Origin of the sequence: Rubellimicrobium roseum (assembly GCF_006152145.1) — a bacterium.
Classification (GTDB): domain Bacteria; phylum Pseudomonadota; class Alphaproteobacteria; order Rhodobacterales; family Rhodobacteraceae; genus Rubellimicrobium; species Rubellimicrobium roseum.
In genome coordinates this window covers 1-5,560 of sequence record NZ_VDFV01000096.1, presented here as the reverse complement: position 1 = coordinate 5,560, position 5,560 = coordinate 1, and the positions used below count along the sequence as shown (strand labels likewise).

At 65.6% G+C, this 5,560-nt stretch carries 3 protein-coding genes; all 3 read left to right on the top strand.

Annotated elements, in window-relative coordinates:
• A partial coding sequence (locus FHG71_RS22605) for a transposase (protein ID WP_246045576.1) occupies positions 1-534 on the top strand: 534 nt, incomplete at its 5' end.
• Between the two features lie 688 nt (positions 535-1,222).
• Positions 1,223-2,707 carry an ATPase domain-containing protein gene (locus FHG71_RS22600; RefSeq protein ID WP_139084019.1) on the top strand — a complete coding sequence of 495 codons (1,485 nt, stop codon included), beginning with the start codon at positions 1,223-1,225 and terminating at the stop codon, positions 2,705-2,707.
• 7 nt (positions 2,708-2,714) lie between these two features.
• Positions 2,715-5,108 carry a hybrid sensor histidine kinase/response regulator gene (locus FHG71_RS22595; protein WP_139084017.1) on the top strand — a complete coding sequence of 798 codons (2,394 nt, stop codon included), beginning with the start codon at positions 2,715-2,717 and terminating at the stop codon, positions 5,106-5,108.
• Positions 5,109-5,560 lie beyond the last annotated feature (452 nt).

Genomic DNA, 5,560 nt, shown 5'->3' with positions numbered 1-5,560 from the left:
TCGCGGCGTCACCAACACCAGGCGGCCCAGCTCCCAGCGCAGCCTGAAAGAGGGTTCTTCAACAGCCCCCGGGTCCACTTCATGCGCAACGCCCTGGCCCATGTGCCCAAGGGCCAGCACACGGTCGTGGCTGCCGCCATCCGGCAGGCCTTTCTCCAGCCTGACCACAAAGCCGCAGTCGAGACCTGGAGGCATGTCGCCGACCAGCTCCGTCCCCGCTGGCCCAAGCTGGGTGCCCTCATGGACGAAGCCGAAGCGGACGTGCTGGCCTACATGACCTTCCCCAGCCAGCACCGGGTCAAGCTGCACAGCACCAACCCGCTCGAGCGCCTCAACAAGGAGGTGAAACGACGCGCCGACGTGGTGGGCATCTTCCCCAACGAGGACAGCATCGTGCGCCTGATCGGGGCCGTCCTGCTCGAGGCCAACGACGAGTGGCAGCTCCAGCACCGCTACATGCAGGTCGAGGCCATGGCCGAGCTCGACGCCCCGCCCGGCCAAAACCCCACCCTCATCTCCACCGAGGCCGCATGACCATGGCCGCACCCGCTACACCCAGAAACTCCACCTCATTGACGGACGTGACCCGCCCGGCGGAACTTGCACATCGGACAGTCATTCAGCGTGCGCAGAGCCGCAGGCCCGACTGGGAAGGAGATCAACCTTGGCAAACGGGCCAAACGACTACCGCGACCCGAAGGTGACCACGACCGGTACGACCGCGGGACGCGGATCCTCCTGGCTATGGTACGTGATCGGAGCCGTGGTCCTTCTGCTCCTGCTTGGCGGGCTCTTGGGCCTGTTTGGGGCTGGTGATGACGCCGCAACCGGCACAAATGTGACCGAGGAGCCTGCTGCAACTGAAGGCGCGGCTGCAACCGAGGGCGCAACGAAGGGAGCGGAAGAAGGGCTGGCCAATCTTCTGCTCCGCGAAGCTGTCGCGTTCGGGAACGCCGCGTGACGTTGAGACCTGCTCGACATCCTGACTCGCATCGGCTCGCGACCTTTTCGCCCCCACTCATGGCTTGACCTGTTGCGCAAGGAAAGCCGCTAGCGCATGAAGGCCGGACCACGAGACGCAATCATGGGCTTGGTTGTGGACGATCAGAACGTGTGAGCACATTTGACGGATCAGGTCGGCCAAGAGCCAAGCCTTGCTCCAGCCAAGTCCATGAGTTGCTTCGGACCGTGGTGGATTTAGGTTCTTGGGCGGGAGAGCAGAGTGTCTGACGGCCTAGAGGTTGCGACGGGAAGCGCCGAACTGGATGCCATCTTGGCTGGTGGTTACGCCCAAGCCCGCGCCCACCTGATCGAGGGCCGTCCCGGCTCGGGCAAGACGACTCTGGCCCTTCAGTTCTTGCTGGCCGCGCAGTCACGTGGCGAGCGCACCCTATACATTACGCTGTCGGAAGGGCGCGACGAACTGATCCAGTCGGCCGAGACCCACGGCTGGTCTCTGGATGGCATCGAGATCTTTGAACTGGTTCCCCCCGAGTTCAGTCTGGATCCCAGCCGCGAGCAGTCCGTCATCTACTCGTCTGAGCTCGAGCTCGGAGAGACGGTGCGCATGGTCATGGACGAGGTCGGGCGCCTCTCGCCGGCCTGCGTCGTCTTCGACAGCCTTTCCGACATCCGCCTGCTCGCCGGCTCATCACTGCGCTACCGCCGCCAGGTGCTGGCCCTGAAGCACTACTTCGCCAGGCAAGGTTGCACTGTCCTGTTCATCGACGACCTGACCGAGGAGATGGATGATGCCAATCTGCACAGCCTGGTCCACGGGGTGGTGCGGCTCGAGCAGACCACCATCGCCTATGGTGCTGAGCGGCGACGGCTTCGCGTCTTCAAGATGCGCGGTCGTGCGTTTCGAGGGGGCTTCCACGACTACGTCATTCGCCGGGGCGGCCTTGAGATCTTTCCCCGTCTGATCGCGGCGGAACACAACAACGGCTTTGTCGAGGGCGAGCAGGTCCCGAGCGGCATGCCCGAACTGGACCGCCTGCTGGGCGGCGGCCTCGATCGGGGCACAAGCACCCTGATCATGGGACCGGCCGGCTCGGGCAAGTCGACGCTTGCGCTTCAGTACGTCGTGACGGCTCTGCGACGCGGCGAGTGCGCCCTGTTCATCAGCTTCGACGAGACCCGGCGCAATTTCTACAGGAGAGCGGCAGGCCTTGGAGTTGATCTCCAGGCGCATGGCGAACGCTTTGCCTTTCTGCAGGTTGATCCGGCGGAGCTGTCGCCTGGCGAGCTCGCGAGCATCGTGCGCCGTCATGTTCAGAATGAGGCCGCACGCGTGGTCGTGCTCGACAGCCTGTCCGGCTACCAGCACGCGATGCCCGAAGAGCAGTTCATGCTCCTGCAGATGCACGAGCTCCTGACGTATCTGAACCAGCAGGGCATTCTCTCAATCTTGGTCTTGGCTCAGCATGGGGTTGTGGGTCAGATGCAATCATCCGTGGACCTGACCTATCTGGCAGACACGATCCTGCTCTTGCGGTTCTTTGAGGCCTCGGCCGAGCTCCGGCGCGCCCTCTCGGTAGTGAAGAAGCGCACCGGCGGCCACGAGGCCAGCATTCGCGAGTACCGGATTGACGGCGGCGGATTGCGGGTCGGCGAGCCTCTGCGGCAGTTCTCAGGCGTCCTCACGGGTGTGCCCACCTACCAAGGCGACGGTGGGGAGCTTCTGGCCGATCGTGAGGTAGGGTAAGCCGTTCATGGCGCAGTGCATCGCCATTCTGGCGCCCTTGGGACGCGACGCCCAAGTGATCGCCGGCATTCTCAAGGGCGCCTGCATCGACTGCATGATCCAGGGCTCGGCCGACGACGTGGTGCATGCGCTTGATGGGGGTAGCGCTGGCGCGCTCATTCTAGCCGAAGAAGCCCTTGTCGAAAGCGGTCTTGTGCGCATCCGGGGATGGCTGACCCGGCAACCGCTCTGGTCGGATCTGCCGATCGTGCTTCTCAGCACGAAGCATGGCTCGGATACGCAGCCCTCTCACTTGGCCGAGCGACTTGGCAACGTGACGATCTTGGAACGACCCCTCCATGCCGCGACGCTGATCTCGGCGGCGCGAGCCGCCTTGCGGGCCAGGGCCCGGCAGCGAGAGGCGGAGATGCACATCGCTGAGCTGGCTGCCCGTGAGACGGAGCTGCGCCAGGAGCGGACCGCCCTTGAGGCCAGCGAGGCCGCTCTTCGCGACCTCAACGAGACGCTGGAGCAGCGCGTCGCGAGCGCCATAGCCGAGCGGGACCGCATCTGGCGGATCGCGCCCGACTTGATGGGGGTCATCCGCCTTGATGGCACCTACCTGAGCGTGAACCCGGCCTGGGAACAGGTGCTCGGGTGGGATCCGGAGAGGCTCACAGGCCGCAACGTTGCCGAGATCCGGCACCCCGACGACACCGAGCGCATTGCAGCCGGATACCGGCAACTCGCCACCGGCCAGCCCGTTTTCGGCTTCGAGGCGCGCTATCGCCACAAGGATGGTGGTTGGCGCTGGATTTCTTGGACCGTGCGACCGGAGAGTGACCTTCTCTATGCCATTGGTCGGGACATTACCGCCGAGAAGGAAACCCGCGCCGCGCTTGAGGCAGCGGAGGCCGCGCGCCGCGAAGCCGACGCCCTTTACCGAGCTTACTTCGAGACCACGGCGGAGGCGCTCTTCGTGATCCGGGTCGAGCCCGACGGCGGCTTCATAATCGAGCAGGTCAACCCTGCGCATCAGACGCAACTGGGGTTCCGACAGAAGGAGGTGGCCGGCAAGCGCATCGATGCCGTTCTGCCGCCCGCCCTGGCTGAGCAGGTGATCGCCGCCTATCGGAACGTGATCGAGACCGGCGAGATCATCGAGTACCGCGAGGCCTTCGACCTGCCGGGCGGCACCCAGCACTGGGACAACGCGCTCGTGCCTATCCGGGACGCCGAAGGCCGGATCGCCCGCATCTTCGGCAGCAGCCGCAATGTGACTGCGCAGGTGCGAGCCGAGGAGACGCTCCGACAGGCCCAGAAGATGGAAGCCGTGGGCCAGCTCACGGGGGGCATCGCGCACGACTTCAACAATCTCTTGGGCGCACTGGTCGGCTCGCTGGACCTGATCCGCCGCAAGCCCGACGACGTGGAGCGGGTCAGGCGGTTTGCTGAGGCCGGCATCCAGGCCGCCGAGCGGGGCGCAAGGCTGACAGGGCAGCTTCTCGCCTTCTCGCGGGCACAGCGCATCGAGCAAAAACCGGTGATCGTCTCGAATATGGTGCAGGGAATGCACGATCTGCTGAGCCGGTCTCTCGGACCGATGATCCGGCTCTCGCTGGATCTGGACGGGGATGGTGCCGTGCTGTCCGACTCCACCCAGCTCGAGATGGCGGTGCTCAACACGGCCATCAACGCGAGGGATGCCATGCCGGACGGTGGAGAGTTGCGGATCACGACGGCTCTTCGGCAGGTGGGTCAGGATGCGGAGCTCAGTCCGGGCGAGTATGTCGAGTTGTCTGTGATCGACACCGGCACTGGCATGTCGCCTGAGGTGCTGGCCCGAGCTCTGGATCCGTTCTTCACGACCAAGGACGTGGGCAAGGGCACCGGCCTGGGCCTCAGTCAGGTATATGGAATCGCGCGACAGACCGGGGGCACGGTTCGGATCGAGAGTCGGATCGGCCAAGGCACGACGGTACGCATCCTCTTGCCTCGAACGATTGAGCGTCCCGAGCCCGGTCCCGACCCAGAGACGACCCCCGATGCCAAGTCGGACGGCCCGCAGGCCACGGTCCTTGTGGTGGACGACGACCCCGATGTCCGGGCCATGCTGGTCGCCTCTCTCGACGCCTTGGGCTACCGGGTCCTGGAGGCGCAGGATGGGGCAGCCGGGTTGTCCATGCTTCGGGACAGCCAACCCGATCTGCTTCTTGTGGACTTTGCCATGCCCAACATGACGGGCGCCGAAGTCGCGCGGGCCGTACAGGCGCAACGACCCGGGCTCCCGATCGTCTTCATGAGCGGCTACTCCGACAGTGAGGCCATCGAGGCCGCCGCCGGGCAGGAGGCCGTGATGCTGCGCAAGCCGTTCCGGATCCATGACCTCCAGTCCGTCCTTGACGGTGCCTTGGGGCGATGACGAGCAGAGAAGCACTCGAAGGCTGCATGCGGCACTTTGGGCTCTGCTGGGCATTGCCGCGCGACTTAAGCGGGGGGTGAGTTTGCCTGTCCTCGTGGGATCGGGAGGACGGCCCTAGCGCCACGCCTGGTGGACAGCCGATTGGCCGGTTCGGGTATCGTGGGTCCCGTCGCGGCCGGATGTGGCCTTCCCTCTCGGGGCCTCTCCGATCGCCGTGTCCGTGGCCAGGTGGACCTTGCGCCCGGGCCTCCGCCGGTCGGGGCCGGGCCTGCGCCCCTGCGCCCCGCTGTCCCTGCGCCTCCTCACCCCTGTTCTGCCGGCGAGCGGGTTCGGAGCGCCGTCCGAGCGGCGGCGGGGGATCCGGAGCGCGACGGCCCTCCGCTGTTGATCAGCATGGAATAAGGACCCCGCTTCCGGGGTGATCGGCGTCCAAACGGGACCCCTTTGGCGCA